We start from the raw sequence: 2,561 nt of genomic DNA, 5'->3' as shown, positions 1-2,561 counted from the left end.
CCCCCGCCCCGGGCACCTCCTCGGTGCCCGAGGGCGCCGTCGACGTCCTGGGCCGCATCAGCGCCGCCCTGGACGACCTGCCGGCGCACCGCCCCGTCGCCGCGCGCGTCGTCGCCCAGGCCGACGACCACCGCTCCGACGCCCGCTCGCTGGGGCGGACCCTCAGCTACGACCCGGCGCTGACCGCGAGGGTGCTGCGGCTGGCGAACTCGGCGTACTTCGGCCTCAGCGGCCGCGTGTCCGCCCCCGCGTTCGCCGTCACCGTCGTGGGCTTCTCCACCGTGCGCAGCCTGGCGGTGTCCGCCGTGGCCGGCCTGGAGGACCTGCCCGAGGCGCTGGAGGGCTTCTGGGAGCGCAGCGTCCTCACCGCCGTCGCCGCCGGCGAGGTCGCCGCGCGCCTGGGCGTGGAGGCGCCCGAGGCGTTCAGCCTGGGCCTGCTGGCGCGCCTGGGGCAGGCGCTGCTGGTGCGCTGCGACCCCGCGCGCTACCCCGCCCTGCTCGCGCGGGCCGCCGACCGCGAGGAGCTGCTGGCGGCCGAGGCGCGCCTGTACGGCTGCACCCACACCCGCGTCTCGGCCGAGGCGCTGGCCGCGTGGTCCTTCCCCGACGACCTGCCCGCCGCCCTGGCGCAGGTGGACGCCCCCGGCTGGGCCTCGCCCCTGGCGGTGTGCGTGCGCCTGGGCGTGGAGCTGTCCGAGCGGCTGCTGGACCCCGCTCGCCCCCTGCGCCCGGCCGGCCACCTCAGCGGCGGCCGCGTCGACGACGGCGAGCTGGACGCCCTGGGCGAGCGCGTGCAGCACGTCGCCCGCGAGGTGCTGCACCTGCTCACCGGCTGACCCTCCCGGCGGGTCGGCGGGGCCCGTCGCGCACGCGCGGACGCGGGCGGGCAGGATGGGCGCGTGTGCGAGGCGACCCCCGATGCTGAGATCACCCTCCCTGATCACGAGCACTCGGCGCGGCGGGCCCGCACCTTCCTCTCCGACGCCTACTGCGCCGTGCACCACGCCCGCGTCCTGGACGAGGCGGAGCTGCTCGTCTCGGAGCTGGTGACCAACGCGGTGCGCCACGGCGGTCCGCCCGTGCGGGTGCGCGTGCACTGCGACGGCTCCGCCGGCCTGCAGGTGTCCGTCTCCGACGGCGACCCGCACCCGCCCGTGCGCCGCGACGTCTCCCCCGAGGCCGAGGGCGGGCGCGGCGTGGCCCTCGTCGACATCCTCTCCGACCGCTGGGGCGTGGAGCGCGAGCCCTCCGGCAAGACCGTCTGGTTCGTGCTGTCGTGACCCCGGCCGGGTCCGGCGCCCGGCGCACCCGGGCGCGCACCGAGGTGCGCCTGCTCACCCCCGACGACGCCGGGCCCCTGGCGCGCCTGCTCAGCGGCGACTGGGGCTTCCTGGCGCCCTTCGAGCCCGAGCGGGACCCCGCCCACTTCACGGCCGCCGGCCAGGCCGAGCTGGTGGAGCGCCTGCTCGCCGAGCACGCCGCCGGCCGGACCGTCCCCTTCGCGATCGTCCACGAGGGCGAGCTGGTGGGCCGCAGCACCCTCAGCAACGTGGTCCGCGGCCCGGCCCAGCACGCCGACCTGGGCTACTTCGTCGCCGAGGCCGTCAACGGCCGCGGCGTGGCCACGGAGGCGGTGGCCCGCACCGTGGAGGCCGCCTTCGGCGAGCTGGGCCTGCACCGCCTGCAGGCCGGCACCCTGCTGTCCAACTCCGCCTCGCAGGCGGTGCTGCAGCGCAACGGCTTCGAGCGCATCGGCGTCGCCCGCGGCTACCTGCGCATCGCGGGGCGCTGGCAGGACCACGTGCTGTACCAGCGCACGGCCTGAGGCCACCGGTCCTCGCGGGGCCGCCCCGCCGGGCGGGAGCGGGACCGGGGACCGGGCGCGCCGGTCAGCCCGGCGGGGGCGGGGCGACCCGGCGCACCAGGTCCGCCCACCCGTCGCCGAGCCGGTGCGCGTCGAGGCCGCCCGGGCCCTGCCCGCCCACCCCGGCGAGGTGGGCGGACAGCGGCGCCTCCAGGCAGGCGAGCAGGTAGAACGCCAGGACGTCCAGGTCGCCGCCGGCGCCGGCGGCGCTGAGCAGGACGCGCAGGTGCATGCGGGCGAAGTCGGAGGCGGGGCTGGCGCCGGCGCGCAGGTCCGCCTCGGCGGCGCGCAGCAGGTCGCCGCGCTCGGCGAGGAAGCGCAGGCGGTGCCGGCCGAAGGCCTCCAGGCGCTGCAGCGGGCCGGCCCCGGGGCCCAGCGGGGGCGGGCCGGAGAGGACCTGCTCCTGGAAGGAGCGCTCGAACTCGTCGAGCAGCGCGGTGAACAGCCCCGAGCGGGAGCCGAAGCGGCGGAAGACGGTGCCCTTGCCGACGCCGGCGCGGGCGGCGAGGCAGTCCATGCTGAAGCCCGCCACGCCGGCCTCCTCGACGAGCCGCCGGGCGGCGCACAGCAGCGCCTCGCGGTTGCGCGAGGCGTCGGCGCGCACCGGGGAGGGTGCGCGGCCGAGGACCGGCAGCGGGCGTGTCACACGGCGAGGGTAGGCCCGCCCGCTGCGCCGCGCGGGGGGACGGGGGTGGCG

4 protein-coding genes are annotated in these 2,561 nt (G+C 78.9%); 3 read left to right on the top strand and 1 reads right to left on the bottom strand.

Annotated features, from left to right (window positions below):
* The 3 genes from GTR00_RS18765 to GTR00_RS18755 all read left to right on the top strand — a co-directional run.
* On the top strand, positions 1-836 hold an 836-nt coding region (locus GTR00_RS18765; protein ID WP_166613087.1), incomplete at its 5' end, for an HDOD domain-containing protein.
* Positions 837-899: 63 nt separating this feature from the next.
* The gene (locus GTR00_RS18760) at positions 900-1,280 is read left to right on the top strand and encodes an ATP-binding protein (protein ID WP_166613086.1); all 381 of its coding nucleotides are present in this window, start codon (positions 900-902) and stop codon (positions 1,278-1,280) included.
* Positions 1,277-1,825: a GNAT family N-acetyltransferase gene (locus GTR00_RS18755; protein ID WP_323132601.1), complete on the top strand. Its 549-nt coding sequence runs from the start codon at positions 1,277-1,279 to the stop codon at positions 1,823-1,825. The genes GTR00_RS18760 and GTR00_RS18755 overlap by 4 nt, the downstream gene beginning before the upstream one ends.
* A gap of 64 nt (positions 1,826-1,889) precedes the next feature.
* Here the strand turns inward: GTR00_RS18755 and GTR00_RS18750 are convergent, their stop codons facing one another.
* Positions 1,890-2,510, bottom strand: coding sequence for a TetR/AcrR family transcriptional regulator (locus GTR00_RS18750; RefSeq protein ID WP_166613085.1), 621 nt, complete (start codon positions 2,508-2,510; stop codon positions 1,890-1,892).
* Between the last annotated feature and the right edge of the window lie 51 nt (positions 2,511-2,561).

Source organism: Kineococcus indalonis, assembly GCF_009906395.1.
GTDB classification, from domain to species: Bacteria; Actinomycetota; Actinomycetes; order Actinomycetales; family Kineococcaceae; genus Kineococcus; species Kineococcus indalonis.
This window is presented reverse-complemented; position numbering and strand designations above follow the sequence as displayed.